Annotated in this window: 15 protein-coding genes; 9 read left to right on the plus strand and 6 right to left on the minus strand. The window is 72.0% G+C overall.

All coding sequences use genetic code 11. The features are described from left to right. Window positions 1–75: 75 nt before the first annotated feature. Genes GVV04_RS06780 through GVV04_RS06795 form a run of 4 tightly spaced genes read left to right on the plus strand, consistent with a single transcriptional unit; the run spans window position 76 to window position 4,067 of the window. Complete coding sequence (locus GVV04_RS06780; protein WP_161685689.1) at window positions 76–1,014, plus strand: ABC transporter permease; 939 nt, start codon at window positions 76–78, stop codon at window positions 1,012–1,014. Between the two features lie 36 nt (window positions 1,015–1,050). Then, window positions 1,051–2,007, plus strand: coding sequence for an ABC transporter permease (locus GVV04_RS06785; protein ID WP_161685691.1), 957 nt, complete (start codon window positions 1,051–1,053; stop codon window positions 2,005–2,007). Between the two features lie 7 nt (window positions 2,008–2,014). Beyond that, the gene (locus tag GVV04_RS06790) at window positions 2,015–3,052 is read left to right on the plus strand and encodes an ABC transporter ATP-binding protein (protein WP_161685693.1); all 1,038 of its coding nucleotides are present in this window, start codon (window positions 2,015–2,017) and stop codon (window positions 3,050–3,052) included. Then, on the plus strand, window positions 3,036–4,067 hold the full coding sequence (locus tag GVV04_RS06795; protein WP_161685695.1) for an ABC transporter ATP-binding protein: 1,032 nt from the start codon (window positions 3,036–3,038) through the stop codon (window positions 4,065–4,067). Before GVV04_RS06790 ends, GVV04_RS06795 begins: the two co-directional genes overlap by 17 nt. 39 nt (window positions 4,068–4,106) lie before the next feature. Here the strand turns inward: GVV04_RS06795 and purH are convergent, their stop codons facing one another. Next, the gene (gene purH, locus GVV04_RS06800; protein ID WP_161685697.1) at window positions 4,107–5,678 is read right to left on the minus strand and encodes a bifunctional phosphoribosylaminoimidazolecarboxamide formyltransferase/IMP cyclohydrolase; all 1,572 of its coding nucleotides are present in this window, start codon (window positions 5,676–5,678) and stop codon (window positions 4,107–4,109) included. Then, window positions 5,675–6,295: a phosphoribosylglycinamide formyltransferase gene (purN, locus tag GVV04_RS06805; protein ID WP_161685699.1), complete on the minus strand. Its 621-nt coding sequence runs from the start codon at window positions 6,293–6,295 to the stop codon at window positions 5,675–5,677. Before purN ends, purH begins: the two co-directional genes overlap by 4 nt. A gap of 273 nt (window positions 6,296–6,568) precedes the next feature. On the opposite strand from purN, the gene GVV04_RS06810 reads away from it, so the two are divergent. Both GVV04_RS06810 and GVV04_RS06815 read left to right on the plus strand, forming a co-directional pair. Then, entirely contained in the window at window positions 6,569–6,823 is a 255-nt protein-coding gene (locus tag GVV04_RS06810; RefSeq protein ID WP_235965724.1) for a CD225/dispanin family protein, read from the plus strand. 29 nt (window positions 6,824–6,852) lie between these two features. Continuing rightward, a complete protein-coding gene (locus tag GVV04_RS06815; RefSeq protein WP_161685703.1) occupies window positions 6,853–7,503 on the plus strand; it encodes a DUF4190 domain-containing protein in 651 nt (216 codons plus the stop codon). 61 nt (window positions 7,504–7,564) lie between these two features. On the opposite strand, the gene GVV04_RS06820 is transcribed toward GVV04_RS06815, so the two are convergent. Further along, the gene (locus GVV04_RS06820; RefSeq protein ID WP_161685705.1) at window positions 7,565–8,857 is read right to left on the minus strand and encodes a cell division protein PerM; all 1,293 of its coding nucleotides are present in this window, start codon (window positions 8,855–8,857) and stop codon (window positions 7,565–7,567) included. Window positions 8,858–9,060: 203 nt separating this feature from the next. Between GVV04_RS06820 and GVV04_RS06825 the strand changes: the two genes are divergently transcribed. Continuing rightward, window positions 9,061–9,327 carry a DUF4190 domain-containing protein gene (locus tag GVV04_RS06825; RefSeq protein ID WP_161685707.1) on the plus strand — a complete coding sequence of 89 codons (267 nt, stop codon included), beginning with the start codon at window positions 9,061–9,063 and terminating at the stop codon, window positions 9,325–9,327. A gap of 60 nt (window positions 9,328–9,387) precedes the next feature. Here the strand turns inward: GVV04_RS06825 and sucD are convergent, their stop codons facing one another. The 3 genes from sucD to GVV04_RS06840 form a co-directional block, all read right to left on the minus strand. Continuing rightward, window positions 9,388–10,275, minus strand: coding sequence for a succinate--CoA ligase subunit alpha (sucD, locus tag GVV04_RS06830; protein WP_161685709.1), 888 nt, complete (start codon window positions 10,273–10,275; stop codon window positions 9,388–9,390). Window positions 10,276–10,277: 2 nt separating this feature from the next. Further along, complete coding sequence (gene sucC, locus GVV04_RS06835; RefSeq protein ID WP_161685711.1) at window positions 10,278–11,456, minus strand: ADP-forming succinate--CoA ligase subunit beta; 1,179 nt, start codon at window positions 11,454–11,456, stop codon at window positions 10,278–10,280. Window positions 11,457–11,908: 452 nt separating this feature from the next. Beyond that, window positions 11,909–12,313, minus strand: coding sequence for a cobalamin B12-binding domain-containing protein (locus tag GVV04_RS06840; protein WP_161685713.1), 405 nt, complete (start codon window positions 12,311–12,313; stop codon window positions 11,909–11,911). A gap of 388 nt (window positions 12,314–12,701) precedes the next feature. Between GVV04_RS06840 and GVV04_RS06845 the strand changes: the two genes are divergently transcribed. Both GVV04_RS06845 and GVV04_RS06850 read left to right on the plus strand, forming a co-directional pair. Then, entirely contained in the window at window positions 12,702–13,415 is a 714-nt protein-coding gene (locus GVV04_RS06845) for a M23 family metallopeptidase (protein WP_161685715.1), read from the plus strand. A gap of 273 nt (window positions 13,416–13,688) precedes the next feature. Continuing rightward, window positions 13,689–14,468, plus strand: coding sequence for a M23 family metallopeptidase (locus GVV04_RS06850; protein ID WP_161685717.1), 780 nt, complete (start codon window positions 13,689–13,691; stop codon window positions 14,466–14,468). Window positions 14,469–14,501: the final 33 nt, after the last annotated feature.

A 14,501-nucleotide genomic window follows, 5' to 3' on the forward strand; every position in this document is an offset into this window, starting at 1 on the left:
CGGAAAGCGGGTCGGGTCACCGCGAGGTGACCCGACCCGCCACCGCTTTGCCCCTTTTCAGGAAGACTGCTCAGTATGCTCCGCTTCATTCTGCGGCGACTGCTCCAGATGGTTCTCGCCTTCTTCGGGACCACGCTGATCGTCTACGCGCTGATGTTCGCCGGTCAGGGCGACCCGATCCAGGCACTCGCGGGGGAACGTCCGGTCACCGCCGCCCAGCGGGCATACCTGACGGAGAAGTACCACCTCGACGCCACGGGCGTCGGCGGCTTCTTCTACCGCTACTTCGACTACCTGAAGAACCTGCTCCAGGGCGACCTGGGGCAGTCGCTGACCGGGCGGCAGATCGGCGACATCCTCGCCGCTGCCTGGCCGGTCACCGTCAAGCTCGCCCTGATCGCCATGGCGGTGACGATCGTCATCGGGGTCACCGCCGGCGTGATCGCCGGCATCCGGCGGGGCAGCATCTTCGACAACGCGACGCTGGTGCTCACCCTGCTGGTGCTCGGCATCCCCACGATCGTGCTGGCCCCGCTCGCCCAGTACCTCCTCGGCGTCAAGTGGCAGCTCTTCCCGCCCACCGCCGGCGCCAATCCCGACCTGTACGCGCTGCTGCTGCCCGGCATCGTGCTCGGCTCGCTGTCGCTGGCCACCGCGCTGCGGCTGACCCGGACCTCGGTCGCGGAGAACCTGCGCGCCGACTACGTCCGCACCGCCCGGTCGAAGGGCCTGGTCAAGCGGCGGATCGTGGGCGTGCACGTACTACGCAACTCGCTCATCCCGGTGATCACCTTCCTCGGCGTCGAGATGGGCAACCTGATGAGCGGCGCGATCATCACCGAGGGTGTGTTCAACATCCCCGGCATCGGGTTCAACCTGTTCCGCGGCATCCGCACCGAGGACGGCCCGCTGGTGGTGGGCATCGTCAGCGTGCTCGTCGTGGTCTACCTCGTCTCCAACCTGGTGGTGGACGTCCTGTACGCCGTACTCGATCCGAGGATCCGCTATGAGTGAAGCAGCGTGCACAAGTGAGCGCAGCGAGGTGGCGGCATGAGTGACTTCGAGACCGTGGCGGCCACCGAGAACCAGGCCGCGCGACGGGGGCCGTCGGGCGAGCCCGGGGCACCCAACCAGGTCGGCGTGCCGCGGAAGCCGCGCAGCCTCGCCGGCGACGCCTGGCGCGACCTGCGCCGCAAACCGATCTTCTGGATCAGTCTGTTCCTGGTCGTCCTGGTCGCCGCGATGGCGGTCGTCCCGGCGCTGTTCACCGCCAACGACCCGCGCGACTGCGTGCTCTCCCGGCAGCACGCCGGGCCGTCCGGCGGGGCCATCTTCGGGTACGACTTCCAGGGCTGCGACACGTACTCCCGAGCGGTGTACGGCGCCCGCGCGTCGCTGCTGGTCGGCGCGCTCTCGGCGCTGTTCACCGGGCTGATCGCGGTGGTCGTCGGGATGCTCGCCGGGTACTTCGGCCGGTGGGTCGACGCGGTGCTCTCCCGGGTGATCGACATCGTGCTCGGCATCCCGCTGCTGCTCGCCGCGATCGTGCTGCTCAAGCGGGTGAGCGCCAGCAGCGACAACGTACGGCTGTTCGCGGTGATCTTCGTGCTGGCGGCGCTCGGCTGGACCACGGCGGCCCGGGTGATCCGCTCCTCGGTGATCACCGCCAAGGAGCAGGACTACGTCGCCGCCGCCCGGATGCTCGGGGCCGGCAACGGCCGGATCATGTGGCGGCACATCCTGCCGAACGCGCTCGCCCCGGCGATCGTGGTGCTCACCATCGCGCTCGGCTCGTTCATCTCCGCCGAGGCGACGCTGAGCTTCCTCGGCATCGGCCTCAAGTCGCCGACCATCTCCTGGGGCATCGACATCGATGCCGGCCGGGTGCACATGCGGGAGTCCGCCACCCCGCTGGTGGTGCCCTCGACCTTCCTCGCGCTGACCGTGCTGGCCTTCATCATGCTCGGCGACGCGATCCGTGACGCCTTCGACCCGAAGCTGCGGTGATCCCCTCATGAGCCACTCCGCCGTCAAGCCGACGCCGGCCTCTCCGACGCCCGAGGGCGGCCACCTCCTGGAGGTCCGGGACCTGCACGTCGAGTTCCGCACCGGCGAGGGGGTGGCCCGGGTGATCAACGGCGTCTCGTACCACCTGGACGCCGGCGAGACCCTGGCCGTACTCGGCGAGTCCGGGTCCGGCAAGTCCGTCACCGCGCAGGCGATCATGGGCATCCTGGACACTCCCCCGGCGAACGTCCGCTCCGGGCAGATCCTCTACCGGGGCCGGGACCTGCTGGGCCAGTCGGAGGAGCAGCGTCGCCAGGTGCGCGGCAAGGAGATCGCGATGATCTTCCAGGACGCCCTGTCCGCGCTGAATCCGGTCTTCCCGGTCGGCTGGCAGATCGGCGAGACGCTGCGCCACCGGGAGGGGATGTCCCGGGGCGACGCCAGGGCCCGGACCGTCGAGCTGATGGACCTGGTGCGGATCCCGGCGGCGGCCAGCCGGCTCGGCGACTACCCGCACCAGTTCTCCGGCGGGATGCGGCAGCGCGTCATGATCGCGATGGCGCTGGCGCTGAACCCGAAGGTGCTGATCGCCGACGAGCCGACCACCGCGCTGGACGTCACCGTGCAGGCCCAGATCATGGACCTGCTCGCCGACCTGCGCCGGGACCTGGACATGGCGATGATCCTGATCACCCACGACCTCGGCGTGGTGGCCGGCGTCGCGGACCGGATCGCCGTCATGTACGCGGGCCGGATCGTCGAGCACGCCGACGTCCACTCGCTGTACCGGGCGCCGGCCCACCCGTACACGAAGGGGTTGCTGGAGTCGATCCCGCGCCTGGACGTGCGCGGCCAGGCCCTGTCGACGATCAGAGGGCTGCCGCCGAACCTGATGCGGATCCCCTCCGGCTGCCCCTTCCACCCCCGGTGCCCGTACGTGCAGCAGGTCTGCGTCGACGTGGTGCCGCACGACCTGGTCCTCGGCGACGGCCGGACCAGCGCGTGCCACTTCGCGCAGGAGGTCTGTGATGACAGCGCCCGCTAGCCCGGCCAAGGTGCGGGGCGAAACCATCCTCGCCGTCGACAACCTGGTCAAGCACTTCCCGATCACCCAGGGGGTGCTGTTCCAGCGCCAGGTCGGCGCGGTGCGTGCCGTCGACGGGGTCAGCTTCGAGCTGCGCCGGGGCGAGACCCTCGGCGTGGTCGGCGAGTCCGGCTGCGGCAAGTCCACCCTGGCCCGGCTGCTGATGCGGCTGGAGACGCCCACCTCCGGCCGGGCCACCCTGGAGGGGAACGACCTGTTCCGGTCCTCCGGGGCGGAGCTGCGCCGGCTGCGACGCAACATGCAGATGGTGATGCAGGACCCGTACACCTCGTTGAACCCGCGGATGACGGTCGGCGCGATCATCGGGGAGCCGTTCGACATCCACCCGGACGCCGCGCCGAAGGGCAGCAAGCGCAAGCGGGTGCAGGAGCTGCTGGACGTGGTCGGGTTGAACCCGGAGCACATCAACCGGTACCCGCACCAGTTCTCCGGCGGCCAGCGCCAGCGCATCGGCATCGCCCGCGCGCTCGCCCTGCGCCCGGAGATCATCGTCTGCGACGAGCCGGTGTCGGCCCTGGACGTCTCCATCCAGGCCCAGGTCATCAACCTGCTGGAACAGCTCCAGGACGAGTTCGGCCTGTCCTACATCTTCATCGCCCACGATTTGTCCGTGGTGCGGCACATCGCCGACCGGGTCGCCGTGATGTACCTCGGCAAGATCGTGGAGATCGGCACCGAGGACGAGATCTACGAGCGGGCCACCCACCCGTACACCCAGGCGCTGCTGTCGGCGGTGCCGGTGCCCGACCCGGACGCCCGCGACGACCGGACCATGATCCGGCTCACCGGCGACGTGCCCAGCCCGGCGGATCCGCCGAGCGGCTGCCGGTTCCGCACCCGCTGCTGGAAGGCCCAGGAGGTCTGCGCCCGCGAGGAACCCCACCCGGTCCCCCGCGCCGCCGACCCCCACCCGTCGGCCTGCCACTTCGCCGAGCTCCGGCCCACCACCACCTGACCCGCCGCCGCCGACGTGGGCGGCGGCGGGTGGCGGCGATCAGTGGAAGAAGTGGCGGGTGGCCGTCAGGTACATGGTGACGCCGGCCTCCTTGCAGGCGGCGATCACCTCCTCGTCGCGGATCGAGCCGCCCGGCTGGACGATCGCCTTCACCCCGGCCTCGATCAGGATCTTCGCGCCGTCGGCGAAGGGGAAGAACGCGTCCGAGGCGGCGACCGAGCCCTCGGCCCGCTCGACGCCGGCCCGGGTGACCGCGAGCTTCGCCGAGTCGACCCGGTTGACCTGACCCATGCCGACCCCGACGGTCGCGCCGCCCTTGGCCAGCAGGATCGCGTTGCTCTTCACGGCGCGCACCGCCCGCCAGGCGAACGCCAGGTCGCGCAGCGTCGCCTCGTCGGCCGCCTCGCCGGTGGCGAGCCGCCAGTTGGCCGGGTCGTCGCCGTCGGCGTCGATCCGGTCGGCCAACTGGACCAGAATGCCGCCGGTGACCTGCCGCCACTCCGCCGGCAGCGGGGCGTACGCCGGGGCGCGCAGCAGCCGGATGTTCTTCTTGCCCTGGAGGACCTCCGCCGCGCCGGGCTCGAACTCCGGCGCGACCAGCACCTCGGTGAAGATGTCGGCGACCTGCCGGGCCAGCTCCACGGAGACGGGCCGGTTGACCGCGATCACCCCGCCGTACGCCGACACCGGGTCGCAGGCGTGCGCCCGGCGGTGCGCCTCGGCGACGTCGCCGCCGACCGCGATCCCGCACGGGTTGGCGTGCTTGATGATCGCCACGGCCGGCTGGTCGGCGAAGTCGTTCGCCGCCCGCCACGCGGCGTCCGCGTCGACGTAGTTGTTGTACGACATCTCCTTGCCGTGCAGCTGCTCGGCCTGGGCCAGACCGGCGGGGCTGCTCGGGTCGGCGTAGAGCGCGGCGGCCTGGTGCGGGTTCTCGCCGTAGCGCAGCACCGGCCCGCGGCGCAGCGCCAGCCCGGCGAACTCCGGCCACCCCCCGGCGTCCGGGGCCAGGGTGACGGCGCACCACTCGGCCACGGCCACGTCGTACTCGGCGATGGCGGCGAACGCGCGGGCGGCCAGCGCCCGGCGCTGGGCCAGGGTGAACCCGCCCTCGCCGAGGGCCGCCAGCAGGGCCGGGTACCCGGCCGGGTCGGTGACCACGGCCACCGAGGCGTGGTTCTTGGCGGCGGCGCGGACCATCGCCGGGCCGCCGATGTCGATCTGCTCCACGCACTCCTCGACGCCGGCTCCCGAGGCGACCGTGGCCTGGAACGGGTAGAGGTTGGACACCAGCAGGTCGATCCCGGCGATGCCGTGCTCGTCGAGCTGGGCGGCGTGCGAGTCCTTGCGCAGGTCGGCCAGGAGGCCGCCGTGGATCGCCGGGTGCAGGGTCTTCACCCGGCCGTCGAGGATCTCGGGGAAGCCGGTCACCGACTCGACCGGGGTCACCGGCACCCCGGCGTCGGCGATCGTCGACGCGGTGCTGCCGGTCGAGACGAGCTCCACGCCGGCCGCGTGCAGGGCCCGGGCCAGCTCGACCAGGCCGCTCTTGTCGTAGACGCTGACCAGCGCCCGCCGGATCGGGCGGCGCTCGTCCTCAGTGGCACTCACGGAAAGGTGACCTTTCTTCCGGTGATCGTCCAACCTTCGCGGACCAGCCGACCGACCTGCTCGACGAGCTGGCGCCGCTCGGCGGACTTGATGCGCTCGGTGAGCGCATCCTCGTCGTCGTCGTCGAGCACCGGCACGGCGACCTGGGCGACGATCGGGCCGGTGTCCATCCCGGCGTCGACGAAGAAGAGGGTGGCCCCGGTGATCTTCACGCCGTAGGCGAGGGCGTCCCGGGGGCCGTGGATGCCGGGGAACGCCGGCAGCAGGGTGTTGTGCGTGTTGAGGTAGCGGTCGCCGAACGCGGCGAGGAAGTCGGGGCCGACCAGCTTGAGGAAGCCGGCGGAGACCACCAGGTCGGGGCGGTGCGCGGCGACCTGCGCGGTGAGCGCGGCGTCCCAGTCCGCCCGGGTCGGGTGGTCGGAGACCCGCTCGACGAAGGTCGGCACCCCGGCCGCGGCGGCCCGGTCCAGGCCGGCGATGCCGTCCCGGTCCGCACCGACGGCGACCACCCTGCCCCCGTACGCCGGGTCGACGGCGGCGTCGAGCAGAGCCTGGAGATTACTGCCGGAGCCGGAGACGAGGACGACGATGCGGGCGACGGGCGCGGGCTCGGTCACGCCGCCACCCTATCGGGCAGGTCGGGGCCGCCCTCGTGTGGGCGGGCCGGCCGGATCGGCCATCGGCAGGGGCAATCAGGATCCCGACAACGAGAAATTGGTGACCGCCGTTGTCGCCCCCACCCTGTACGCTGCCGGTCGCTCGGTGCCGGCGCAAGCCTGGCCCCGCACCCGTCAGTGACCCGACATGCGCGTCGTGTCGATGGATTAGAGGAGTAGGCAGCGATGCAACCCGACTACAGGTCCCCCCAACCGCAACAGATCAATAACAACATGACGATGTCCATCGTGGCCATCTTCCTCTTCTGGCCGTTGGCCATCCCGGCGATCATCAACGCGTCGAAGGTCAACCCGCTCATCCAGCAGGGCGACTACGCGGGGGCCCAGGCGGCGGCCGCCGAGTCGAAGAAGTGGTCCAAGTGGGCCCTGATCGTCGGCATCGCCTGGTATGTGATCTTCATCGTGTGCTGCGCGCTGGGCGGCATTGGGGCGATCATGGGTGCGGATACCGGCACCACCAGCTACTGACAGCAGCCTCAGGCAAGGAGCACCAGCGAATGCAGCCCGGTCAGGACCCGTACGGCCAGCAGCCCCACGACCCGAACCAGCCCCAGCACAACGACCCGTACGGGCAGCCCCCGCAGGCGCCGTACGGGCAGCAGCCCACATCGGGGCAGCCGTACGGGCAGCAGCCCACATCCGGGCAGCCTTACGGGCACGACCCGTACGGCCAGCAGCCGGCCGCCGGTCAGCCGTACGGCCAGCAGCCGGCCGCCGGTCAGCCGTACGGCCAGCAGCCGGCCGCCGGTCAGCCGTACGGCCAGCCGACGTCGGGTCAGCCCTACGGCCAGCCCGCCCCGGGCCAGCCGTACGGGCAGGACCCGTACGCCCAGCAGCCCTACGGAGCCGCGCCGGGCTACCCGAACGCCGGCTACCCGCAGGCGCAGGGCCAGCAGAACACCCTCGGCCTGGTGTCGATGATCCTCGGCATCGCGTCGATCCCGCTGGTCTGCTGCCTGTTCCTGGGCGTCCCGGTCGGCATCGCGGCGATCGTCACCGGCTACCTCGGCCGGCAGAAGGCGAACCAGGGCCTGGCCAGCAACGACGGCCAGGCCAAGGCCGGTCTGATCTGCGGTGCGGTGGGCGTCGGGCTCGGCATCGTGCTGTTCATCCTCAACCTGGTGGGCCTCAGCCTGCCGACCACCTGAGTCGACGGCACCACCGAGGGGCGCTCCGGGCAGTTTCCGGGGCGCCCCTCGGCGTGGGCCGTCAGGAAGCGGCCCGGCCCTTCGACAGGGACCGGGTGGCGGCGGCGCCGAGCAGGGCGCCGGCCGCGACCACCGCCGTGGCCGCCCCGGCCACCTGCCACGGGACCGGGCCGATCTCGGCCAGCCGCCCCCCGCCGAGCGGCCCGCCGGAGGCCCCCGCGAGCACCCCGAGCAGCAGCCCGGCGACCGGGCCGGCGAGGGCCGCCGGCACCAGCAGGGCGGGCCAGGCCAGCTCCGTCCGCTGGGCGGCGGCCCGCCGCATCAGCCGGCGGGCGAGCAGGCAACCGGCGGCCATGCCGGCCAGGACCGGGATCGCGAGCAGGGCCGCCCCGAATCCGTCCACCGGCCCGCTGGGCAGGCCGGCCAACAGCGGTAGGGCCGGCAGCGCGCCGAGCGAGACCTCACTGGCGCGTACGACGGTGTCGGCGCCGACGGCGAACCCGGGGCCGAGCAGGTAGCTGGCGGACCAGACCGTGGCGTTCGGCGCGTAGGCGAGGCTGACCAGGGTGATCCCGGCCTGCCCGGCCACCCCCGTGCGGTACGCCCCGATCATGTCCGCCGCATCCCCGCCGCCGGTGGCGATCGACAGCCCGGCTACTCCCGCCCCCGCCCCCAGCAGCAGCAGCCCGGCGACCAGGCCGGTGCGCACCCCGTCCCGCGCCGGGGCGGGCACCCGCTCGACGAGCAGGCCGGCCACGCCGGTGGTGCGGGCCGCCCCGGCCAGGGCCGCGAACGCGCCGAAGATTGCGAAGGTCCCGCCGGCGCGGATCGGGGACACCGCCGGCCCGCCGACGCCGGCCAGCACCGCGGCGAGGGTGCCGAGCAACGCGTACCCGACGCCGACCGCGCCGGCGGCGGTGAGCGCCTGGCGCGGCGAGCGCCCGCCCCGGGCCCCGATTGCCCGGCTGGTGTGCACGCCGGCCCGGAAAAGCCGCCAGACCGCCAGCACCGTGAGCGCCACCGGGGCCAGGCCGACCGGGCCGGCGTCGGTGGCCAACGGGACACCGTGGCCGAGCAGCCAGCCGCCCAGGCCGGCGCGCAGCGCCCCGGCGACGGAGCCGGCGTCCTCGCTGAGCTGGGCGAGCCCGAGCACCAGCGCGACCGGCAGGTACGACGTGAGCGCGGCCCAGGTGGCGGCGACCCCGGCGGCGACCGCGAGCGGAGCCCGGCTGCGGCGGGCCTCCCCGGCCCGGGGCGCGGGCACCCGGGGACCCGGTGGGCGGCCGGCGGGCCGGTCGTCGGCGCCCACCCCGGCGGCCGGACGGCGGGGCTGATCAGGGGTGACGGAGGACATCGCGTCTACTCTGGCACGCCGCGCCGTCGGGGGCAGTCCGATACCGCGCCCGATCGGCAGCAAGTTCGTGATCCACCGACTTGTCGCCCGCTATCCGGTCTAGCCTCGGCCCAGGACCCGAACTCTTCCCGTCGCGGCCTCTTCCGGGTACCGGCCGGCGTCGGCCGGCCGGAGCAGCCGACGCAGACCGCTCGGAGGTAGCCGTGAATGCTCCGTATCCACCGCCGCCGCCGCCACCGGCCGCCGGCCGGGACCGCACCACGCTGTGGGGCGTGCTCGGCATCGTCCTGGGCCTGATCTGTTGCGGCGTCCTCGGCATCGTCTTCGGGTACCTGTCTGTCCGGGACGCCAAACGGTACGGCCAGTCGCCGGTGCTGGGCTACCTCGCCATCGCGTTCGGCGTGATCAACATCATCGGCAGCGCGATCCTGCGGGCGCGCGGCAACTACCCGTTCTGGAACAACGACTGATCTGTACGACGCGAGGGGGCCGACCGCCCGGTCGACCCCCTCTGCGCGGACTCAGGCGGCTCAGCCTGCGGACATGATCTCCCGCATCAGCTTGGCGGTCTCGGTCGGGGTCTTGCCGACCTTCACGCCGACGGCCTCCAGCGCCTCCTTCTTCGCCTCGGCGGTGCCCGCCGAGCCGGAGATGATCGCGCCGGCGTGGCCCATGGTCTTGCCGGGCGGGGCGGTGAAGCCGGCGATGTAGCCGACCACCGGCTTGGTCACGTTCGCCTTGATGAAGTCGGCGGCCCGCTCCTCGGCGTCGCCGCCGATCTCGCCGATCATCACGATCGCGTCGGTCTCCGGGTCGGCCTCGAACGCGGCCAGGGCGTCGATGTGGGTGGTCCCGATGATCGGGTCGCCGCCGATGCCGACGCAGGTCGAGAAGCCGATGTCGCGCAACTCGTACATCATCTGGTAGGTCAGCGTGCCGCTCTTGCTGACCAGGCCGATCCGGCCGGTGCCGGTGATGTCGGCCGGGATGATGCCGGCGTTGGAGGCGCCCGGCGAGGCGATGCCCGGGCAGTTCGGCCCGATGATCCGGGTCCGCTCCCCCTTGGCCACGTTGTACGCCCAGAACGTGGCGGTGTCGTGCACCGGCACGCCCTCGGTGATCACCACGGCCAGCGGGATCTCGGCATCGATCGCCTCGATCACGGCGGCCTTGGTGAACTGCGGCGGGACGAAGATCACCGTGACGTCGGCACCGGTCTGGGCCATGGCCTCGGCGACGGTCGCGAAGACCGGCAGCGCGGTGCCGTCGAAGTCCACGGTCTGGCCCGCCTTACGCGGGTTGGTGCCGCCGACGACGTCGGTGCCGGCGGCAAGCATCCGCCGGGTGTGCTTGGAACCCTCGGAACCGGTCATCCCCTGCACGATGACCTTCGAGTTCTTGGTCAGCCAGATAGCCATGATCAGACCCCCGCAGCCGCCAGCTCGGCGGCCCGCTCGGCCGCGCCATCCATGGTGTCGACCCGCTGTACCAGCGGGTTGTTCGCGCCGTCGAGGATCGCCCGACCGGCCTCGGCGTTGTTGCCGTCGAGGCGGACCACGAGCGGCTTGGTGACCTTCTCGCCGCGCTGCTCCAACAGGGCCAGCGCCTGCACGATGCCGTTGGCGACCTCGTCGCAGGCGGTGATGCCGCCGAAGACGTTGACGAACACGCTGCGCACCGACGGGTCGGACAGGACGATCTCCAGCCCGTTCGCCATCACGGCGGCGCTGGCGCCGCCGCCGATGTCGAGGAAGTTGGCCGGCTTGACGCCGCCGTGCCGCTCGCCCGCGTACGCGACCACGTCGAGGGTCGACATGACCAGGCCCGCGCCGTTGCCGATGATCCCGACCTCGCCGTCGAGCTTGACGTAGTTGAGGTCCTTCTCCTTGGCGGCCTGCTCCAGCGGGTCCACCGCGGCCTGGTCGACCAGGGCCTCGTGGTCGGGGTGCCGGAACCCGGCGTTCTCGTCCAGGGTCACCTTGGCGTCGAGCAGCAGCAGCTTGCCGTCGCTCGTCGTCGCCAGCGGGTTCACCTCGACCAGCGTGGCGTCCTCGGCGACGAACGCCTGCCACAGCCCGACGGCGACGTCGACGACCTGGTCGGCGACGTCGGCGGGGAAGTTGGCGGCGGTGACGATCTCGCGGGCCTTGGCCTCGTCGACGCCCTTGACGGCGTCGATCGGGGCCTTGACGACCTTGTCCGGGGTCTCGGCGGCGACCTGCTCGATGTCCATACCGCCGGCGACGCTGGCGATGCAGAGGAAGGTGCGGTTCGCCCGGTCGAGCAGGTACGAGAAGTAGTACTCCTCGGCCACGTCCGCGGTCACGGTGATCATGACCTTGTGGACCGTGTGACCCTTGATGTCCATGCCGAGGATGTCGGTGGCACGGGCCACCGTCTCATCCGCGCCCTCGGCCAGCTTGACGCCGCCGGCCTTTCCTCGGCCGCCGACCTTCACCTGCGCCTTGACGACCACGCGACCGCCGAGGCGTTCGGCGATCGCGCGGGCCTCCTCCGGGGTGTTGGCGACGCCGCCAGCGAGCACGGGCAAGCCGTGCCGCTCGAACAGGTCCCGCCCCTGGTACTCGTACAGGTCCACGATTGCGCGTCCCGTCCCGTCTCCGCGGCGCGCCGTCGCGCCGCCACCAGCGTGTGAAAACAGTTTGACGCCTGTCATCAGTTGAAACAGGCCATTGGGCGCAGCCTAGCGAGGTCGGCACGGGCGGCAACCGAGCGGGTGCACGGTGTGCCCTAATCCACAACCGGCCCAGTGGCCCCCGTGCGCCCCGGATCCGGGCAGCCCCGCGTGCTCGCCGGTGGGCGGCCTGACGTGGGATTCCTGTCGACGATGTTCGGCGGGCCGCGTAACCCCCTGGCCAGGGCTTCGTTGAGTCAGATGTCGGAGCGCTGCTGGTCAGCGCAACGGCGGGAGACGGCCGATGCCCTGTCGGTCGAGGGGTGGCGGCGGGGCATCGTGCATAGAGGGGCCGGACGTGTGAGGGGTGCGTCCGGCCCCTCCCCCGTGTCTGGGGGAGGGTGCCGACCGCCGGGTCAGGCGACCGGCTGGGCGACGTTGGCCCGGACCCACTCCACGATCGACCGGGTGGTCGCGCCCGGGGTGAAGACCTTCGCGACGCCGAGCCGCTCCAACTCGGGGAGGTCGGCGTCCGGGATAATGCCGCCGCCGAAGACGACGATGTCGCGCGCGTCCCGCTCACCGAGCAGCTCGATGACCCGCCGGAACAGCGTCATGTGCGCCCCGGACAGCACGGAGAGCCCGACGGCGTCGGCGTCCTCCTGGATGGCGGTTTCCACGATCTGCTCCGGGGTCTGGTGCAGGCCGGTGTAGATGACCTCCATGCCGGCGTCCCGCAGGGCACGGGCGACCACCTTGGCCCCGCGGTCGTGGCCGTCGAGGCCCGGCTTCGCGACGACGACCCGGATACGAGAGCTCATCAGCGGACACCTTTCGAGGCGCTACGACTGTCACCTGAACGAACGGTAACCCGACCGGCCGAGCCCGGGGAATCCGGGCGTCCGAACCATGGGAAGCGTAGGGGCGCGGGCCAGGTTCGGACATTCGGTGGGCGACGTCACTCTGCGCGACGAAAGGGCAGCGGCGAGGGCATACGCCCACCGTGACGAGTTCAGACAATAGCGGACACAAACGGACGGATCGACACGCCAATTACCGGGTCTGGCTTGTGACCGGCGTGGTGGTTGGCTAACGTGACCACGGTTGTCATCAGGTCCACCGACGGGTGACGACGCGGCCAGCCGACGTTCACCACCGCTTCACGGGCGCCGGCCGACCGCTTCGGAACCCCGACAACGGAGGGTGTGCGTGCGCCAGCGCCTGTCGTCTGAGCCCGATCGATATCGCGGCCGCCGCCGCGTACCCACCCCCCCGCGCAGCCGCTACGCAGCCGTCGTCACCACCGCGTTCGTCGGTGCGGGCATGGTCGCGCTCGGCGCGGCCGCGCTGCCGGACGCCAAGAGCGTCAGCCCGTCGGTGCTCGACGAGCTCAAGCAGGCGTCGATCACCAGCCAGGACGTCGCAGCCCGCGCCGGCTCCGACGACCGGGCCTCCCGGGACAGTCGGGTGGAGACGAAGGCCTCCACCGAGCAGGACGTCTGGCTCCTGCCCCTGCAGGGTTACGACTTCAACACGCCCTACGGCATGCGCTGGGGCAAGCTGCACACCGGCGTCGACCTGGCCGCCCCGGAGGGCACCCCCTACGTCGCCATCCACGACGGCACCGTCACCAAGGCCGGCTGGTTCGGCGGCTACGGCTACACGGTCATCGTCAAGCACGCCGACGGCAGCGAGGCCATCTACGGCCACTCCTCCACGGTGACCGTCAAGGAGGGCCAGCAGGTCAAGGCCGGCGACCAGCTCGGCCTGGTCGGCAACACCGGCCACTCCTACGGCGCGCACCTGCACCTGGAGATCCATGTCAACGGGGATCCACGGGACCCGGTGCCGTGGCTCCAGGACCGCGGAGTGGACATCAAGATGCAAGTCGAGGCATTTTACGACGACGTGACCACGCCCTGACGCTGAGCATCGCCCGTTGGCCGCCCGGATCAGTCGATCCGGGCGGTTTTTTCGTGGTCGCCCCCGCCGAATGTCTGCTACGCCACACCGCAAGATGTGGCCGGCCACACCCCCGCCATGATCACTTATCGGGATGAAGCAGTCCGGGACGGGACGGAACGGGCGGGAGTCGGCTGCGGACGGGCCGGCGGAACCCCGCCCCTACCCACCGGCCAACAGCGCAAACACCAAGATTTCGAGGTCCCTGCCCCTCGAAGACGTGAAGGTCCCGCCGTGCAGGAAGAGAACATCCGCAACGAGAACACCCCAGACGCGCCGACCCGCCACCGCCTGCGCCCCCGACGCGGCGGACGGGCCCTGGTGATCGGCGCGGCAGCCCTGGTCGGGCTCGGCCTCGCCGGCGTCGCCGTCGCCACCACGGGCGGCGGAGACGAGCCGACCCCGGCCGCCGTGGCGATCGACGCCCAGGCCCGCGCCGAGGCCGCCGACCGGGCCGACCGCTCCGCCCGCGAGTCGGCCGAACCGGTCACCCCGTCCGCCAGCCCCACCACCCCGTCGCCGAGCCCGTCGAGCGCCAGCGCCAGCCCGACGAAGCAGGCCGCCACGAAGCCCAAGCCGAAGACCACGCCGAAGAAGACCAGCAAGCCCGCGCCGGCCTGGGTCATCCCGATGGCGGGCGCCCAGATCACCTCCTGCTTCGGCCAACGGTGGGGCACCCTGCACGCCGGCATCGACTTCGCCCTGCCCGCGGGCACCCCGATCCACGTCGCCGCGGCGGGCACCGTGGTCAAGGCCGGTGACGTCGGCGACGGGTACGGCATCTCCGTCTTCGTCGACCACGGCAACGGCTACCTGACCCACTACGCCCACCAGAGCCGCACCGCCGTCAGCGAGGGCGCGAAGGTCAAGGCGGGACAGGTCATCGGCTACGAGGGCTCCACCGGCGACTCCACCGGCCCGCACCTGCACTTCGAGGTGCACCAGGGCCAGATGTGGAACCAGATCGACCCCGCGCCGTTCCTGCGCGCCCGGGGCATCGACGTGGCCTGCTGACAGCCGGCAGCACGCCGGCCCGGTCCGGCAGCA

It is taken from the genome of Micromonospora rubida, from assembly GCF_009908295.1.
Taxonomy (GTDB): domain Bacteria; phylum Actinomycetota; class Actinomycetes; order Mycobacteriales; family Micromonosporaceae; genus Micromonospora; species Micromonospora rubida.